Below are 16,643 nucleotides of genomic sequence, written 5' to 3'. Positions count from 1 at the left end.
ACAAACGACCAAGATGTGTGCATGCCGTAGCCGCTTCGCAGGGGCGAGGAACCCAAGCTGGAGAAGCGCCGGCATCGCGGCAGCGGTTCCTCGCCCCCGCGAAGCGGGGGAGAGGTGGCGAGCCCGAAGGGCGAGACGGAGAGGGGGACCGGAGCGGCGAATCGGCCGGAGCTCAAAGAGCCGATGGCATCCATCGGGCGATGTGGGCAGGTCCCCAGCGGCGCGTCTACAGCGCTCCTTCGCTACGTCTTTCGCTTGAGCCGTGTCGAGCGGGCGATCCTGAGGACGTGGCGGGCATAGAGCATCTGCATGGGGATCGGGTTGCCGCGGCGCTCGATCTGGTAGAGCTCGTCATCGATCATCTTGATCGCCCGCCAGAAATCATAGTCGGTGAGCTTCGTGTCGGACGCGAGCCGCGCCGACATCGCCGCGATGTCCAGCTTCATACCAATCTCCGGCGAATCGCGTTCCGCCCACGCGACTCGGTCTCTTGGACCGGAGTGTTTTCGGTCAGGCTGGTTCGATCAACCGGGCCCGACCATTCAAATTGTGCATAAACGGTAACCTTAAGATTTTGATGCCCGGCATGGTTAAGGATCGGTAAACGGCTATTTCCGCCTGATGCCGATCGAGCGGCCGGCGCGCTCCGGCACCGGCAGGCCGGCATGGGCGGCCCCGAGCGCCGCCACCTTATCGGCGATGTCGGGCGGGAACGGCGCCACCTTCGGCCCTCTCATGTCGACATGCAGGGCAAGATGCTCGGAGGTCGCCGCCAGCCAGCCGTCGACATGGCGGATCTCCTGGTAGCCGCGGATGCGCTTGTCATCGTGGTCGAGCAGCTGCAGGCTCGCCGTCACGCGGTCGCCGAGATGCAGCTCGCGCACGTAGCAGATATGGACTTCCGCCGTGTAGATGGTGAGGCCGCGCTCGCGCGCATAGGCCGGGCCCATGCCCATCAGCTCGTAGCCGTCGTCCGAGGCGCGGTCGAACAGCACGTTGTAATAGGCCATGTTGAGATGGCCGTTGTAGTCGATCCACTCCTTCTCGATGTCCATGAGCCCGGAGACGAAGGGAGCGGGCAGGGGCATGGAGGCGATCCTTCTGGCGCTGGACAAGAGGCGGTTCTCGGCATAGGCGACCATAAGGGCCGGCGGAAGTGGCCGCTGGTCCATTCGCGGAGGAAACCATGGCTTTGCGCGACCTCAAACCCGTTGCCCGCAACGCGGAGGGGGCGGCGCTGGTCGCCGGCGTGCTCAAGCAGCGGTTCGGCGAGCGGTTCCAGGCCGGCCAGGCGATCCGGGAGCAGCACGCGCACACGACCACCTACATTCCCGTCCAGGCGCCGGATGGCGTGGCCTTTCCCGAGACCGCGGAAGAGGTGCAGGAGGTGGTGAAGCTCTGCGCCCAGCACCGGGTGCCCGTGATCGCCTTCGGCACCGGCACCTCGCTGGAAGGGCATGTGAACGCGCCCGGCGGCGGCATCTCGCTCGATACCTCGCGCATGAACCGGGTGCTGGCCGTGCATGCGGAGGACCTCGACGTCGTGGTCGAGCCCGGCGTGACGCGCGAGGGCCTCAACGCGCATCTGCGCGACACCGGCCTGTTCTTCCCCATCGACCCGGGTGCGAACGCCAGCCTCGGCGGCATGGCGGCGACGCGGGCGTCCGGCACCAACGCCGTGCGCTACGGCACCATGCGGGAAAACGTGCTGTCGCTGTCGGCCGTGCTCGCCGACGGCAGCCTGATTTCCACCGGCAAGCGGGCCAAGAAGAGCTCGGCCGGCTACGACCTGACGCGGCTGATCGTCGGCTCGGAAGGCACGCTCGGCATCATCACCGCGCTGACGCTGAAGCTCTACGGCATACCGCAGGCGATCGCCGGCGGGGTGTGCCCGTTCCCGAGCGTGGAAGCCGCCTGCCAGGCGGTGATCGCCACCATCCAGATGGGCATCCCGGTGGCGCGCATCGAGCTGGTGAACGCGCTGCAGATGCGGGCGCTGAAGACCTATTCGAAGCTCGACTATCCGGAATCGCCCTGCCTGTTCCTGGAATTCCACGGCAGCGACAGCGGCGTGGCCGAGCAGTCGGAACTATTCGGCGAGATCGCCGCCGAGTATGGCGGCGGGCCGTTCCAGTGGACCAAGGTCGCGGAGGAGCGGGCGAGATTGTGGAAGGCGCGGCACGACGCCTACTGGGCGTCGATGACGCTGCGGCCGGGCGCCAAGGGCCTGTCGACGGATGTCTGCGTGCCGATCTCGCGGCTGGCCGAATGCATCGCCGAAACCGAAGCGGATATCGCCGAAATGAGCCTGATCGCGCCGATCGTCGGGCATGTCGGCGACGGCAATTTCCACGTCCTGGTACTGATGGACCCCGACAGCCGCGCGGAGATCGAAAGCACGGAACGGTTCGTGGAGCGGCTCAACATGCGGGCGATCGCCATGGACGGCACCTGCACCGGCGAACATGGCATCGGCCAGGGCAAGATGGGTTTTATCGAGCACGAGCTCGGCCACGGGGTGGACGTCATGCGCACGGTCAAGGCAGCGCTCGACCCGCTGGGAATTCTCAATCCGGGGAAGATTTTTTAGGGGCTGCCGGACACTTTGGGGCGGTGCCCTTGCGCACCCCCCTCTGTCCTGCCGGACATCTCCCCCGCAAGGGGGGAGATCGGCTGTCGGCTCGGCTTTCGCCAATCGCCAGCGCGGCAAAATCATCGCCGTGAAAGCGGCCGGCTGATCTCCCCCCCTTGCGGGGGAGATGTCCGGCAGGACAGAGGGGGGTGCGCAGAAGTGCAAACGGCCGATTTTAGGCCTTAACCCCGCATCCCTCAGATCGGCTTGAAGTCCGGCTCGATCTCGCGGGCGACGGCGCGCCACTCGTCGCCGTAGTCGACGTTCTGCCAGTCCTTGAACCAGGGGCCGCCATTGGTGAAGTGCACGGCGTTGGGCGTGCCGGTGGCGGGCTTGTCGTTCCAGCCCTCCAGCCAGTTCCAGCTCACCGGGATCTCGCCGATCTCGTCGTCGGCCGCCCACTGCATGCGGTGCAGGTAGGCGCCGCTCTCGCGGTTGATCAGCTCCGGCGTCAGCTGGCGGGTCGACGGATGGGCGCAGTTGAACAGCATGAAGGACGACCAGTTCTTGCGCGGATAGGTGGTCTGCACCTTGCCGTCCATCTTGACGCCTTCCTTCGGCCGGTAGTCGTGCTTGACGCAGGCAACCGCCTTGCTGTCGTCCCGGTATTGCAGCAGGTCGGCGACGTCGGCGAAGAACAGGAAGTCGCAGTCGCAGAACAGCGCCCAGCCCTCGTAGCCGGCCAGCCACGGCGTGAAGAAGCGCGAATAGGTGAATTCGGTGGAGGCGAGCGGATCGATCTCGCGCGTATAGGCTTTCTTCTCCACCAGCTCGTTCAGCACGATTGGGATAACCCGGACCGGGATGGAGGCGTGGTCGAGAATGGTGCGCTTCGCCACTTCATAGGCGATCGGCTCGCGTGAATCCCAGCCGATGTAGATGTCCAGAGATCTGCTCATAGTGTCCTCGACGTTTTGCTCGTCACTCTATCATTGTGAGAAGGCCCTGCCTGACCCTGTCCTCGACCCACTTGCGCTCGTCGGCCCAGGCATGCCGCTTCCAGCCTTCCCAGGAGAAGCCGCACAGGGAGATCGCCCATTCCGCGGCAGAAAAATGGCGCAGGGCGTAGAAAATACCGAAATAGCCGGTGCTCGGATAGACGCTGGCCATCTTGTCCTCCGGCAGGCCGAGTTCGCGGCAGCCGTCCATGTAGAAGGAGGCCGGGAAGACGATGCTGGCCTTGCCAATGCCGCCCAGCGCCATGATGGTGGCGAAGGTCCAGTCCTCGCGCCGGCCTTTCAGCCGCGACAGGAAATTAGGTTTCGGGAAGTAGCGATCGATGATGATCGGGTGATAGGCGAGGATGACCTGACCGGCGTTCCTGACGATGGCCGAGGCCAGGAAATCCGGGCTCTCCAGCCGCCGCTGCATCGGCTTGCCGGCATTGCACAGGAACAGGATGTCGGTCTTCACGCCCGACATGCCGATCGAGGCCTTCGGCTCGTTGAAGCGGACGACGAAATCCGCCGCGTCGATCTCGGCCGACATGTCGCGGCCGACCGGTGCGTTGCCGACGATGTAGAGGGTCTTGCGCGCCATCATCCGTCTCTGGTCCGGATGGCTTGGCCGCCTGCCGCGCCTGCCGTCCGGGTCCAAGCTGTCAACCGGCGCAATGCCTTGCGCCGTCGTCGGGCGGGACTGGGGGAGGGCGGCCGATTCGCCGCTGTGCCTGGAGCACCGACGCGGCTGCTTATGACACGGCTTCGTGAAGGATGCACGCGCAACCTTGCGACGAGCCGCGCAACCGGGCAAGCGAGGCGAATCGCCACTTTATCGCCGGACGGATGCCTTTTAGATTCGCTTGTCCGTCGCAGGTTCCCGTCGCAAAACCGTGCGACACTTTTGCGGAACCTGCTTAGAGTGAGTATCCGCTCCCATGCGTGAAAGGGCCTGATTCTGGCGCGGCTGTTCGTCTTCGTCGGTGGATTGATCGTTCTGGCGCTGACCACGGCGCTGGTCGCTCCCTATTTCATCGACTGGACCAGCTATCGCGCCGCCTTCGAGCGCGAGGCGAGCGCGGTCCTCGGCCGCAAGGTTACGGTCGAGGGTCCGGCGGAGGCGCGGCTGCTGCCGTTCCCCTCGGTGAGCTTCTCCGATGTCTCGGTGGGCGGCGGTTTGCGTGGCGAGCCGGCCATGACGGTCGAGACCTTCTCCATGGATGCCGAGCTCGCGCCGTTCCTGCGCGGCGAGTTCCTGATCTTCGACATGCGCATGGTACGGCCGAGGGCGATCGTCGATATCGGCGAGGACGGCATGGTCGACTGGGCGGTGCGGCCGTCGAGCCCGATCCCGGCCTCGAAGATCGCCCTGGAGAAGCTGACGGTGACGGACGGCCGGGTGGAGATCCGCCACCGCCCGTCCGGGCGCACGCATGTCGTGTCCGGCATCGAAACGGAGCTGTCGGCGAAGTCGCTGGCCGGCCCGTGGCGGCTCGCCGGAACGCTGGCCTTCGACGGCGAGGCAGCCGCCGTCTCCGCGGCGACGGGCGTCGCCGATCCGGACGGGCGCCTGCGTCTCAGGGTCAAGCTGGCGCCCGCGCGGCAGCCGGTCTCGCTCGATGCCGATGGCGAGGTGGCGCTGAAGCCGGAGGGGCTCGTCTACTCCGGCGGCTTCCGGCTGACCGAGACGCCGGTCAAGCCGGCTGCGGCGGAAGGCGAGGCGCAGCCGGTCCGAGAGGCGGAGGCGCCGCGCTACCGCCTCAACGGCCAGTTCATCCTGGACAGCCGCAAGCTGGACCTGGCGGCGTTCCGCTTCGAGAGCGGGCCGCTCGATCATCCCTATACGGCCGACGGCATGGCGAGCCTCGATTTCGGCGCCGAGCCGCGCTTTACCATCAAGGCGAGCGGGGCGCAGATGCGCATCGACGAAGCGCTCGGCGCCGACCAGGGTGCCAGCCTGTCGCTCGAGCAGCGGCTAAGGGCTTTCACGGCGGCGATGCTCGCTCTGCCGAAGCCGACGATCCCGGGCTCGATCTCCGTCGACCTGCCGGCGGTGGTGGCCGGCGACACGACGATCCGCGACGTGCGGCTGGCGGCGGAGCCGGCCGCCGGCGGCTGGAGCATCAAGTCGGCCGCAGCCACGCTGCCCGGCCGCACCACGCTGGAGGCCGACGGATTCCTGCGCACCGAGGGTGAATTCGGCTTCGACGGCAATCTGCTGATCGCCGTTGCCCAGCCATCCGGCTTCGCCGCCTGGGTGGCCCGGGACATCGACGAGGCCATCCGCCGGCTGCCGGCCGCCGGCTTCAGCGCCAGGGTCGAGATGACCGAGCGGCGGCAGCTGTTCCGCGACCTGGAGCTGGCGCTCGGCAAGGCGCGCTTCCGCGGCGAGATCGACAGCCGCCAGCCCGCGGACCAGCGTCCGTCGATGCTGGTCAGGCTGGACGGCGATGCGCTCGATGTCGACGGGCTTTCGGCCTTCGCATCGCTCTTCGTCAGCGATGCCGGGCGGACCCGGTTCGGCGCGTCCGACCTCGATCTCCAGGTGAAGGCGGGACCGGTCGACATGGCCGGGCTTTCGGCGGAAACCGTCGACACGGCGCTGCGGCTGCGCGAGGGAAGACTGGAGATCGATCGCCTGTCCATCGGCGGGCTGGCGGGCGCATCGATCAGCGCGACCGGCATGATCGAGGGATTTCCGGAGAAGCCGGCGGGCAACGTCGATGCCTCGATCGTCTCGGTCGACCTTGCGCCGCTGGCCGGCCTGGTGGCCCGACGCTTTCCCGACAGCTTTCCGGCGCAGCAGCTCGAGCGCCGTGTCGCCGCCTATCCGGGCCTGCTGACGGACGCCCGCCTCGACATCGTGGCCAAGGCGCGGCAAGGCACGGATGGCCGGACCGCCGTGGAGCTTGGGCTCGACGGCATCGCCGGCGGGTCGACGCTGTCGGCCAGCCTCTCCGGCGACGGCCGGACCGACGCGATCCGGGATGCCGAGCTGTCGCTGTCGGCCTCGGCGGGCAATGGCGACGCCACCGCCCTGCTGGCGCTTGCGGGGCTGCCGGCGCTGCCGCTCGGCGTCACCGGCCCCGGTGAGCTGACGGTGTCCGCCAGGGGGACGCTGGCGGGCGGGCTGGACAGCACCGCGACCCTGAAGGGCGACGCGTTCCTCGCGAATTTCGCCGGGACGTCGACCATGGAGGAAGACAGCTTTGCCGCCAAGGGAAAGGCCAATGTGGAGGCGGCCGACATCGAGCCGTGGCTGATGACCATGGGCCTGAGCCTGCCCGGCATGGGCCTGGGCACGGCCGTCCACTTCACCGCCAATGCCGATCTCGGCTCGGGCCTGCTCGTGCTCGACGGCGTCGACGGCGTCGTCAACGAGACTGCGGTCGCCGGCGACCTCAATGTCGGTCTGGAGGCGGACAGGCCGAGCCTCGACGGGGCGCTGGTGCTCGACGAGCTGCCGCTGGAGCCGTTCGCGGCGATGGTCGTCGGCGGGGAGGCGCTGGCGAGCGAGAAGGGCCAGTGGGCCTCGGCGCCCTTCGGGCAGAAAACGGTGCTGCCCTTCACCGCGTCGCTGGATGTCTCCGCAGCGACGCTGACGGCCGGCTCGGCGGCGGCCTACGACACGACGCTGTCGCTCGGGCTCGACGACGACGGGCTGCGGGTCGCCGACCTGAAGGCGACCTATGCCGGCGGAGCGCTCGGCGGCCGGTTCGAGCTGAAGAACAATGGTGGCACCGCTCTGTTCTCCGGGCAGTTCCGGCTCGATGGCGCCGAGCTGAGCGAGGCCGTGGCGGGCGGGCTTGCCGGAAAGGGCAGTCTCTCGGCCACCGTGACCGGCAATGGCAAGTCGGTCGAAGCGCTGGTCGCGTCACTGTCCGGTTCGGGAACGGCATCGGTCAGGGGGCTTGCCATCCAGGGCATCGCCGACACGGCGCTGCCGGCGCTGCTGGCGCGCGCCGACGCGATCGGCCGCGACATCGACGCCGGCAAGGTCGCCGCCTTCGCCCCCGCGATCGTCGACGCGGGCGCGTTCGCGGCGGGCGACGCCGATGCCGCCTTCACCATCGCCGCCGGCGTGCTGCGCACCCCGCCGGTGCTGCTCGGCAATCCGAGGGCGCAGATCACGGCCGAGCTGCGGAGCGACTTCAGCAGCGGCGAGGCCTCGGCCACCGGCAGCATCGCCTATGCGGCAGGCGAGGCGGCCCTGACCGGCTCGGAGCCGAGCCTGAACTTTTCCGCGCGGCGTCGGGCCGGGGTCACGGAGGCGAGCTTCGACAGCGGTCCGCTGGCGCAGTTCCTGACCCAGCGCGCCCTGGAGCGCGAGCAGGAGCGGGTGGAGGCGATGCAGGCCGCGCTGGTCGAGAAGCAGCGGCTGCGCCGCGAGGTCCGCTACTACGCCGCCCTGCAGGCCGAGCGCGAGCGGGTCGCCGCCGAGGCGCTGCGCAAGGCGGAGGAGGAGGCCCGCCAGCGCGCCGAAGCCGAAGCCCGCCGCAAGGCGGAGGCGGAAGAACGCCGCCGCCGCGCCGAAGAGGAGGCGCGGCAGGAGGCGGCAGAGGAGGCGAGGGCGGCCGAGCAGGCACGCCTGCGCGCCGAGGAAGAGGAATTCCGGCGCATCGTCGCCGAGGACGAGGCCCGCAGGGCCGCCGAGGCTCGGCGCGCCGCCGAAGAGGAGCGGCAGCGCGCCGCCGCCCTCCGGCGCCAGGCGGACCAGGCCGCGCCCTTGCCCTCGGATCCCGGCGACGTGCCGCTGCCGGCACCGCGCCAGGACGTTCAGCCCCTCCGGCCGGCGCAACCGACGCCGCAGACCATCGAGGGCTTCATCGATTCACTGACGGGCGGGTAAGGGGTTTCGGGGCTCGCCCGGCTCGGGCCTGACGGATGCGCCAAGAACCAGCGCGATCGTCAGCCGCCGTATGACAGGATGTGCAATGGTTGAACTCCTCTCGGGCGTCCGCGTGCTGGACCTCACCAACGTGCTGGCCGGGCCGTATTGCTGCTACCAGCTCGCCCTGCTCGGCGCCGACGTGATCAAGGTCGAGGCGCCGGCGGGCGGCGACCTGGCGCGGCAGCTCGGTGCCTCGCCGGAGCTCAACCGCGCCGGCATGGGCGCCTCCTTCCTCGCCCAGAACGCCGGAAAACGCTCGGTCGTGCTCGACCTCAAGAAGGAAGCCGAGCGCGAGCGTTTCCTCGACCTCGTCGCCACCGCCGACGCGCTGGTGGAGAATTTCCGGCCAGGCGTCATGCACAGGCTCGGGCTCGGCTACGAGGCGCTGAAGGCGGTGCGGCCGCGCCTGGTCTATTGCGCGATCTCCGGCTTCGGCCAGACCGGGCCGATGCGCGACAACCCGGCCTACGACCAGATCATCCAGGGGCTGTCCGGCATCATGAGCATCACCGGTACGCCGGAGGCCGCGCCGCTCAGGGTCGGCTATCCCGTCGCCGACACGGTCGGCGGGCTGGTCGGCGCCTTCGCCACCTGCGCCGCGCTGGTGCGGCAGAAGACCACCGGCGAAGGGGCCTTCCTCGACGTGTCTATGCTGGAGAGCGCGCTGTCGGCGCTGGGCTGGCCGGTATCGAACTATCTCACCGCCGAGGTCGAGCCGGCGCCGATGGGCAACGAGAACATGACGGCGGCACCCTCCGGCACCTTCCGCACCGGCGACGGTCTGCTCAACATCGCCGCCAACAAGCAGGAGCAGTTCGTGACGCTGTGCGCGCTGGCCGGCCGGCCGGAACTCGCCGCCGACCCGCGCTTCGCCGAGCGCGAGGCGCGCAAGGCAAACCGCACCGCGCTGAAGGCCTTGCTCGAGGAAGCGCTGGCCGGCGACACGGCGGCGGCGTGGGAGCAAAAACTCAATCGCGCCGGCGTGCCGGCGGGCCGCGTGCTCACCATCCCGCAGGTGCTCGACGAGGAGCAGGTGCGGCAAAGGCGCATGACGCGCAGCTTCGCCGGCGTCGCCGGCCGCGAAAAGCCGCTGACGGTGGTGCGCGGCGGCGTCATCGTCGACGGCCGGCCGCCGCTGCCCGAATCGCCGCCGCCGGTGCTCGGGCAGCATTCGGACGAGATTTTCGCGGCGACGCCGCGCCGCGCCGGAAAGGCCGCCTCATGAGCACGGACGACAAGAAGACCGGCCGCGCCCGCGGCGAGGAATGGTGGACGACGAACATCATCGAGATGAAGCCGGGCATGATCCGGCTGCGCGGCTATGCCATCGAGGAGCTGATCGGCCGCGTCAGCTTTCCCGCCATGATCTGGCTGCTGCTGCGCGGCGACCTGCCGAGCGAGGACCAGGCCGAGCTTCTCGGCATCGCCCTGTCGGCGGCGGTCGACCACGGGCCGCAGGCGCCGTCGATCGCCATCGCCCGCATGGCCGCGACCTGCGGCGTCGGCATCAACAGCGCCATGGCATCGGCCGTCAACGTGCTGGGCGACGTGCATGGCGGCGCCGGCGAGCAGGCGCTGTCATTCTTCGGCGACATCGCCGCGGCCATGGATGCCGGGCAGCCGCTGGAAGCCGCGGCGGCCGCTCGGCTCGATCGCTTCTTCGCCGAGGCGGAAGGCTACGTTCCCGGCCTCGGCCACCGCTTCCACCCGGTCGACCCGCGTGCCCCCAGGCTGTTGGCGGTGACGCGCGATTTCGCCGGCCGCGGCGTCGTGCCCGGCCGCTTCGCCGAAATCGCCGAGGCGGTGGAAGCCGAAGTCGAGCGGCGCAAGGGCAAGAAAATCCCGCTCAACATCGATGGCGCCACCGCCGTCATCTATGGCGAGCTGGGATTCCCGCCGCCGCTGACGCGCGGCCTGTTCGTGCTGTCGCGCTCCGTCGGCATCTTGGCGCATGCCTGGGAGCAGTCGCAGCAGGGCGAGCGCAACAAGGGCCCGCTGCCGCGCGAATGGCTGTGGGCCTATGCCGGCGAGCCGGCGCGGGATCTGCCGGAGGCGGAGGACGAGTAGCGGCGTCCACACTAGTCGGCAGCGGAGTTTCGGTGGGCAGAAACATCTTCGCCGGCCGGTGAAGGGTGCTTGCAGAAAGCCCGATACTTTGGCGCTAGTCCCGCAGCACCGTATGCGGCGAGCCCTTCTCGACCTGGTCGATCACCAGCAGCGTCAGCGGCTCGGCGCCGGTGTTGGTGCCCTGGTGCCACTGGCCGATCATCTCGACGATGAAGTCGCCGGTCTTGTAGTCGGTGCCCTGGCCGGTCTCGACATTGGTGACGCGAAGGTTTCCGGCGAGCACGTAGGCGTAGCGGGCGAAAGGATGCTTGTGCACCGCCAAGGTGGCGCCCGGCGCGATTTCGTAGATCCACGCCAGCACCTGCACATCCTTGCCCGGCAGGGTTATCGGCTGGCCGGTCGCCGTGACGTCGGCCGAGACAAGCGGCGTGACGATTGCCGGCGGCGCCTTTTCCGTCGCGTCGAAGGCGCGGGCAGCGGCGGCCTGCAAAAGCAGCGCCGCAAGGCCGGCGCATCCGAAAACTCCCGCACGCATCCCGACCATGCCTTCCCCCCGACGCATCCCGACGAGACCGACTTTGCGGCCGGCGGGCCGGCGTGGCAAGCCTCTGTCGCTCGATATCGCACTGGCCGGGGCATTTGCGCGGCGTGCTAGTCCGGCGGTCCGACATGCCTGCCGGTGGCTTGGCGTCGCAAGCATATTTTGGTGGACTTGAACAGCAGGATACGTATCTTCACCTGTGGTGAAATCGGGAGAGGTAGTCATGGCGGGCGGGGGGCAAGGGGCCAAGAAGGACAACGGCCAGCAGACAGCGGCGGCCGCGGCCGCGGGAACCAGGATTCCGCTCGCGCCGCCACAACGACAGACGACGCTGCATCAGGATCCGCACGCCATCCGCGACACGCGCGAAAAGGTGCTGGAGGTGGCGATCGGCCACGAGGTGCGGGCCTTCCGCAAGAAACTCGGCATCACCGTCGCCGACCTTGCCGCCACCACCAACATCTCGCTCGGCATGCTGTCGAAGATCGAGAACGGCATCACGTCGCCGTCGCTGACGACGCTGCAGGCGCTGTCGCGCGCCCTCGGCGTGCCGCTCACCGCCTTCTTCCGCCGCTTCGAGGAGGAGCGCAACGCCGTGTTCGTGAAGGCGGGCGAAGGCGTCGACGTCGAGCGGCGCGGCACCCGCGCCGGCCACCAGTACAATCTGCTCGGCTATATCGGCTCCAACACCGCGGGCGTGCTGGTGGAGCCCTACCTGATCACGCTCACCGAAAACTCCGACGTCTTCCCGACCTTCCAGCATGACGGCATGGAGTTCCTCTACATGCTGGAGGGCGAGGTCGTGTACCGTCACGGCGCCAACCTCTACCGGATGCTGCCCGGCGACAGCCTGTTCTTCGATGCCGACGCGCCGCATGGTCCGGACGAGTTGACCAGGCTGCCGATCCGCTATCTGTCGATCATCTCCTACCGCAAGGGCAGCGGCAGCGAGTAATTCGCCCTATGCCGCTCCGCCGGGACAGCCGTCGTCCCGGCACCACCTCCGTTCTCCGCCCTCACCGGCCGTGTCCCTCCTGCGATAGAAAACTTCTATCGGTCAACCGGGATGGCGCATTGACGCCCGCCGCCATTGCTGTAGCTTGGCTATCCTTGAACCGTGAGAAAGTATTTTTCTTGTGGTTCAATTCGGCGGGCGCTGGTGATGCGCGTAGATGTCCGCCTGTCGATTGGGAGGAGCAATGTCGGAGATTCTGCCGGGGCTTCATCTTGGCCGCGCCCCGATCGCGCTGCACCACGCCTTCCATGAGACGATGGAAGCGCTGGAAACGTGGGCGCCGGGCGAGCCGGAACCGCCGGTTTTCGTCGACGGCCGCCGTTTTGCCGCGACCGCGGTTCTGGCCGGGATGATCGACTGCACGGACCTTGTCCCGCTCAGGACCCGCGATGTCCTGCAGGTCCAGGCACGGTCGATGCCAAGCGGCCCGACGGTCGAGAGCGGCGATACCTATGGCCGCTGGGCCGCGCTGGTGCTGTCCGATTGCGCCCGGCGGAAGACCGCGGAGCCGTGCCTGCCGAGCGCCGCGGCCGATGCCTGCGCCAGCGGCGCCCTCTAGACAGGCGGCGTTCGAAGCCGGGCCTTAGACATATTCATTGCAGGATCTTTCGTGACCGACAGCTACGATCGCAGCGACCTGGAGCCACAATCGCCGGAAGAGGCGGATCGGCGGACGGCATGGGCGGCGAGCGCCGCCGACAGCCGTGGCCGGCGGACGGGGAGGCGCGGATGGCTGCGGTGATCGACGGCAAGGCGGTCGCGGAGGATGTGGTCGGGCGGGTGAAGCGGCTGGCGGCGGAGCTGCGGGCCGGGACCGGCATCGTCCCGGGGCTGGCCGTGGTCATCGTCGGCGCGGATCCGGCCAGCCAGGTCTATGTCGCCTCGAAGGGCAAGAAGGCCAAGGAGTGCGGTTTCCACTCGGTCCAGCACACGCTGCCGGTCGACACGAGCGAGGCCGAGCTGGTCGCGCTGGTCGAGACGCTGAACGCCGATCCGGCCATCCACGGCATTCTTGTGCAACTGCCGCTGCCGGAGCATGTCGACAGCGGCCGCATCATCCAGACGATCTCGCCCGACAAGGACGTCGACGGCTTTCATTTCGTCAATGTCGGAAAGCTCGGCACCGGGGAACTGGCGACGGCCTTCGTGCCGTGCACGCCGGCCGGCTCCATGCTTTTGATCGAGCGGGTGCGCGGCAGGGATCTGTCCGGGCTGAACGCGGTGGTGGTCGGCCGCTCCAACATCGTCGGCAAGCCGATGGCCAATCTTCTGCTGGCCGCCAACGCCACCGTGACGATCGCCCACAGCCGCACCAAAAACCTGGCCGAGCTCTGCCGGAGCGCCGACATTCTTGTGGCCGCGGTCGGAAAGCCGGAGATGGTCCGCGGCAACTGGGTGAAGGCGGGTGCCACCGTGATCGACGTCGGCATCAACCGCGTCGCAGCGCCCGAAAAGGGCGAGGGCAAGACGCGGCTGGTGGGCGACGTCGCCTATGGCGAGGCGGCCGAGCGCGCCGGCGCCATCACCCCGGTGCCGGGCGGCGTCGGGCCGATGACGATCGCGCTGCTGATGGCCAACACGCTGGTCTCGGCCAGCCTCGCCGCCGGACGGCCGAGGCCGGCGTTCTGATCCAAATCCTCCACTTCGAACCAACCGTTTTCCAGGGAAGCCCCATGGCCGATTTCAAGACCGACATCGCGATAGCACGTGCTGCGAAGAAGCTGCCGATCCAGGAGATCGGCGCCAGGATCGGCATTCCATCCGAGCATCTTCTGCCCTACGGCCATGACAAGGCAAAAGTGTCGGCCGAGTTCATCAAGTCGAAGCGCGGCGGCAGGGACGGAAAACTGATCCTGGTGACGGCCATCAACCCGACGCCGGCCGGCGAGGGCAAGACCACCACCACGGTCGGGCTGGGCGACGGGCTGAACCGCATCGGCAAAAAGGCGATCGTGTGCATCCGCGAGGCCTCGCTGGGCCCCAACTTCGGCGTCAAGGGCGGGGCGGCCGGCGGTGGTTTGGCCCAGGTGGTGCCGATGGAGGACATGAACCTGCACTTCACCGGCGATTTCCACGCCATCACCACCGCCCACAACCTGCTCGCGGCCCTCATCGACAACCACATCTACTGGGGCAACGAGCAGGGCATCGACATCCGCCGCATCGCCTGGCGCCGCGTCATGGACATGAACGACCGGGCGCTGCGCGACATCGTCGTGTCGCTGGGCGGGGTGGCCAACGGCTTTCCGCGCCAGGCCGGCTTCGACATCACGGTGGCCTCCGAGGTGATGGCCATCCTGTGCCTGGCCACCGATTTGAAGGATTTGGAGAAGCGGCTGGGCGACATCATCGTCGCCTACCGGCGCGACAAGAGCCCGGTCCATGCCCGCGACATCAAGGCCGACGGCGCCATGACGGTGCTGCTGAAGGACGCCATGCAGCCCAATCTGGTGCAGACGCTGGAGAACAACCCGGCCTTCGTGCATGGCGGGCCGTTCGCCAACATCGCCCATGGCTGCAACTCGGTGGTGGCCACCACCACGGCGCTGAAGCTCGCCGACTATGTGGTGACGGAGGCCGGCTTCGGCGCCGATCTCGGCGCGGAAAAGTTCTTCGACATCAAATGCCGCAAGGCCGGCCTCAAGCCCGCCGCCGCCGTCATCGTCGCCACCGTGCGCGCGCTGAAGATGAATGGCGGAGTGAAGAAGGAAGACCTTTCCAAGGAGAACGTCGAGGCGGTGAGAAAAGGCTGCGCCAATCTCGGCCGCCACATCGAGAACGTAAAACAGTTCGGCGTGCCGGCGGTGGTGGCCATCAATCATTTCCATTCCGACACGCCGGCCGAGATCCAGGCGATGAAGGACTATGTCGCCGGCATGGGCGAGGAGGCGGTTCTGTGCCGCCACTGGGCCGAGGGTTCGGCCGGCATCGAGGAACTCGCCAACAAGGTGGTGCAGCTCGCCGAGAGCGGCGCCTCGCAGTTCGCGCCGCTCTATGCCGACGACGTCCGGCTGTTCGACAAGATCGACACCATCGTCAAGCGCATCTACCGCGGCTCGGAGGCGATCGCCGACAAGAGCGTGCGCGACCAGCTGAAAGCCTGGGAGGACGCCGGCTACGGCAAATTGCCGGTGTGCATGGCGAAAACCCAGTATTCGTTCTCGACCGACCCCAACCTCAGGGGCGCGCCGACCGGCCATGTGGTGCCGGTGCGCGAGGTGCGACTGGCCGCCGGCGCCGGCTTCGTGGTGGCGATCTGCGGCGAGATCATGACCATGCCCGGCCTGCCCAAGGCACCATCCTCCGAGAAGATATTCCTCAACGAAGAGGGGCAGATCGAGGGGCTGTTCTGAGGGGCCGAACTCCCAGGATCGCGGACCATCTCTAGGTCCGCCGCCTCCCTTCGGCCTGGCATCGCAACGGCGATGCCAGGCCGTGTTTGCGTCGGCCGCCGAGGTTCCCCGGTGTCTCGACTGGAGATCGGAACGGCCCGAGGCAAGCGGTGCCACGGGCCCTGATACAAGACCTCAATTGCCGCCGCCCGTCCGTTTCAGCCACTCCAGCACATGGACGCGGATCGCCGAGGACAGGTTGGCATCGCGCGGCCGCGCCGCGTCGATCTCCGCGATCAGCGCCGCCAGCGCCATGCCGCGCGCCGCCGCGATGGCGGCGAGCTCGTCGAAGAACGGTTTTTCGAGCGAGTAGCTGGTGCGGTGCCCGCGGATGACCACGGAGCGCTTGCGCACCGAACTCACGCAAGGCATCCCGGCTGTGATCCGGGGGCTGGGCGCCACGGAGCGTCAGTCCTGCGCGGCATCGTCGCCGTCGCGCCGGTGCGCCTCCACATGGGTGCGCAGCCGTTCGGCCTCGATCCGGTCGCGCTGCTTCTCGGCCTTGCTGCGGCCGTGGCGGGCGCGGTTCTCCTCTGCCTGGCGCGCATCGTCCTCGCGCTTGCGCTGCTTGCGCACGCCGCGCAGGTTGACGACGTCGCCCACGGCGAGGCTACTTCTTGCGGAAGGCGTCGAGCGACACCACGTCGGCGCCCTTGCCGTCCTCGGCGTCGGCCTCCGCCCTGGCGGGTGCCGGCTTCGGCTCGCCCTTCTTCGGGGCTGCGGCCGGCCGCGCCGGCTTGTCGACAGCAACCGGCTTGCCCGGCTTCGGCGCCTCGGCCTCCGGCGACGACTCCATCGCCACGTCGAACTCCATCTCGAAGGTGACGGACGGGTCGTAGAAGCCGCGCACGGCGGAGAAGGGGATTTCCAGCTTCTCCGGCACGTCGGAGAAGGAGAGCACGATCTCGAAGCCGGTCTCGGTGACCTTCAGGTCCCAGTACTGGAACTGGATGACGATGGTCATCTGCTCGGGATAACGCTCGCGCAGGCGCGGCGAGATGCGCACGCCGGGCGCGCCGGTGAGGAAGGTGATGTAGAAATGGTGGTTGCCCGGCAGGCCGGTGCGCGCCACCTCGGCCAGCACCTTGCGCATGACGCCGCGCAGGGCCTCCTGGGCGAGGATGTCGTAGCGGATGTGGTCTTCGGCCATCGCGGCACAGGTTCCGA

The 16,643-nt window shown here is 68.4% G+C and carries 16 protein-coding genes; 8 read left to right on the top strand and 8 right to left on the bottom strand.

The genetic code is table 11. From position 1 onward, the window contains the following. Positions 1-242 precede the first annotated feature (242 nt). Both AC5JDC_RS08705 and AC5JDC_RS08700 read right to left on the bottom strand, forming a co-directional pair. Positions 243-446 (bottom strand): hypothetical protein, encoded by a 204-nt coding sequence (locus AC5JDC_RS08705; RefSeq protein ID WP_106770962.1) that lies wholly within the window; start codon positions 444-446, stop codon positions 243-245. A gap of 162 nt (positions 447-608) precedes the next feature. Further along, positions 609-1,088 (bottom strand): thioesterase family protein, encoded by a 480-nt coding sequence (locus AC5JDC_RS08700; RefSeq protein WP_495840904.1) that lies wholly within the window; start codon positions 1,086-1,088, stop codon positions 609-611. A gap of 98 nt (positions 1,089-1,186) precedes the next feature. Between AC5JDC_RS08700 and AC5JDC_RS08695 the strand changes: the two genes are divergently transcribed. Then, complete coding sequence (locus AC5JDC_RS08695) at positions 1,187-2,590, top strand: FAD-binding oxidoreductase (protein WP_495840902.1); 1,404 nt, start codon at positions 1,187-1,189, stop codon at positions 2,588-2,590. Positions 2,591-2,829: 239 nt separating this feature from the next. On the opposite strand, the gene AC5JDC_RS08690 is transcribed toward AC5JDC_RS08695, so the two are convergent. Further along, the gene (locus tag AC5JDC_RS08690) at positions 2,830-3,531 is read right to left on the bottom strand and encodes a glycosyltransferase (protein ID WP_495840900.1); all 702 of its coding nucleotides are present in this window, start codon (positions 3,529-3,531) and stop codon (positions 2,830-2,832) included. Positions 3,532-3,553: 22 nt separating this feature from the next. Continuing rightward, entirely contained in the window at positions 3,554-4,171 is a 618-nt protein-coding gene (locus AC5JDC_RS08685) for a glycosyltransferase family 29 protein (protein WP_495840898.1), read from the bottom strand. Positions 4,172-4,558: 387 nt separating this feature from the next. Between AC5JDC_RS08685 and AC5JDC_RS08680 the strand changes: the two genes are divergently transcribed. The 3 genes from AC5JDC_RS08680 to AC5JDC_RS08670 all read left to right on the top strand — a co-directional run bounded on the left by AC5JDC_RS08680 (position 4,559) and on the right by AC5JDC_RS08670 (position 10,528). Next, on the top strand, positions 4,559-8,419 hold the full coding sequence (locus AC5JDC_RS08680; protein ID WP_495840896.1) for an AsmA family protein: 3,861 nt from the start codon (positions 4,559-4,561) through the stop codon (positions 8,417-8,419). 85 nt (positions 8,420-8,504) lie between these two features. Continuing rightward, complete coding sequence (locus AC5JDC_RS08675) at positions 8,505-9,686, top strand: CaiB/BaiF CoA transferase family protein (RefSeq protein ID WP_495840894.1); 1,182 nt, start codon at positions 8,505-8,507, stop codon at positions 9,684-9,686. Beyond that, positions 9,683-10,528 (top strand): citryl-CoA lyase, encoded by an 846-nt coding sequence (locus tag AC5JDC_RS08670; protein WP_495840892.1) that lies wholly within the window; start codon positions 9,683-9,685, stop codon positions 10,526-10,528. The genes AC5JDC_RS08675 and AC5JDC_RS08670 overlap by 4 nt, the downstream gene beginning before the upstream one ends. A 94-nt stretch (positions 10,529-10,622) precedes the next feature. Here AC5JDC_RS08670 and AC5JDC_RS08665 read toward each other — a convergent pair whose 3' ends face one another. Next, entirely contained in the window at positions 10,623-11,072 is a 450-nt protein-coding gene (locus AC5JDC_RS08665) for a cupin domain-containing protein (protein WP_495840891.1), read from the bottom strand. A gap of 220 nt (positions 11,073-11,292) precedes the next feature. Here AC5JDC_RS08665 and AC5JDC_RS08660 point away from each other — a divergent pair, with 220 nt between their 5' ends. The 4 genes from AC5JDC_RS08660 (at position 11,293) to AC5JDC_RS08645 (ending at position 15,437) form a co-directional block, all read left to right on the top strand. Then, a complete protein-coding gene (locus AC5JDC_RS08660; RefSeq protein WP_495840889.1) occupies positions 11,293-12,024 on the top strand; it encodes a helix-turn-helix domain-containing protein in 732 nt (243 codons plus the stop codon). 244 nt (positions 12,025-12,268) lie between these two features. Further along, positions 12,269-12,643 carry a BRA0787 family protein gene (locus tag AC5JDC_RS08655; RefSeq protein ID WP_495840887.1) on the top strand — a complete coding sequence of 125 codons (375 nt, stop codon included), beginning with the start codon at positions 12,269-12,271 and terminating at the stop codon, positions 12,641-12,643. A 170-nt stretch (positions 12,644-12,813) separates the two neighbouring features. Then, positions 12,814-13,713, top strand: coding sequence for a bifunctional methylenetetrahydrofolate dehydrogenase/methenyltetrahydrofolate cyclohydrolase (locus tag AC5JDC_RS08650; protein WP_495840885.1), 900 nt, complete (start codon positions 12,814-12,816; stop codon positions 13,711-13,713). 44 nt (positions 13,714-13,757) lie between these two features. Further along, positions 13,758-15,437 carry a formate--tetrahydrofolate ligase gene (locus AC5JDC_RS08645; protein ID WP_495840883.1) on the top strand — a complete coding sequence of 560 codons (1,680 nt, stop codon included), beginning with the start codon at positions 13,758-13,760 and terminating at the stop codon, positions 15,435-15,437. A gap of 174 nt (positions 15,438-15,611) precedes the next feature. On the opposite strand, the gene AC5JDC_RS08640 is transcribed toward AC5JDC_RS08645, so the two are convergent. Genes AC5JDC_RS08640 through AC5JDC_RS08630 form a run of 3 tightly spaced genes read right to left on the bottom strand, consistent with a single transcriptional unit; the run spans position 15,612 to position 16,626 of the window. Beyond that, positions 15,612-15,839 (bottom strand): ribbon-helix-helix domain-containing protein, encoded by a 228-nt coding sequence (locus AC5JDC_RS08640; protein ID WP_495840881.1) that lies wholly within the window; start codon positions 15,837-15,839, stop codon positions 15,612-15,614. Positions 15,840-15,884: 45 nt separating this feature from the next. Further along, positions 15,885-16,079: a DUF4169 family protein gene (locus AC5JDC_RS08635; RefSeq protein ID WP_495840879.1), complete on the bottom strand. Its 195-nt coding sequence runs from the start codon at positions 16,077-16,079 to the stop codon at positions 15,885-15,887. Between the two features lie 7 nt (positions 16,080-16,086). Then, positions 16,087-16,626 (bottom strand): SspB family protein, encoded by a 540-nt coding sequence (locus AC5JDC_RS08630; RefSeq protein WP_106775142.1) that lies wholly within the window; start codon positions 16,624-16,626, stop codon positions 16,087-16,089. Positions 16,627-16,643 lie beyond the last annotated feature (17 nt).

This window comes from Kumtagia sp. (genome assembly GCF_059502445.1).
The sequence above is the reverse complement of the archived record's forward strand: the minus strand, read 5'-3'. Positions and strand labels throughout refer to the sequence as shown.